This is a genomic window from Mesorhizobium sp. M7A.F.Ca.CA.004.06.1.1, assembly GCF_003999135.1.
Classification (GTDB): domain Bacteria; phylum Pseudomonadota; class Alphaproteobacteria; order Rhizobiales; family Rhizobiaceae; genus Mesorhizobium.
Genome location: NZ_RZPQ01001442.1, coordinates 1 through 466 on the forward strand (window position 1 = coordinate 1; position 466 = coordinate 466).

General features: G+C 63.5%; 1 pseudogene. It reads left to right on the forward strand.

Annotated elements, in window-relative coordinates:
- A pseudogene (locus EN906_RS36840) lies at positions 1-466 on the forward strand (carbamoyl phosphate synthase large subunit); the annotation flags it as partial.

A 466-nucleotide genomic window follows, 5' to 3' on the forward strand; every position in this document is an offset into this window, starting at 1 on the left:
GCCTATAACAGGGCCGAATTCTACGAGATCGTCCAGTCCGGCCTCGATGCCTCGCCGACCACCGAAGTGCTGATCGAGGAAAGCGTGCTCGGCTGGAAGGAGTATGAGATGGAGGTCGTCCGCGACAGGGCGGACAATTGCATCATCGTCTGCTCGATCGAGAACATCGACCCGATGGGCGTGCACACGGGCGACTCGATCACCGTCGCTCCGGCGCTGACGCTGACCGACAAAGAATACCAGATGATGCGCAACGCCTCGATCGCCGTGCTGCGCGAGATCGGCGTCGAGACCGGCGGCTCCAACGTGCAGTTCGCCGTCAACCCGGCCGACGGCCGCCTGGTCGTGATCGAGATGAACCCGCGCGTCTCGCGCTCGTCGGCTCTGGCCTCGAAAGCGACCGGTTTCCCGATCGCCAAGATCGCGGCAAAGCTCGCCGTTGGCTACACCCTGGACGAGTTGGAGA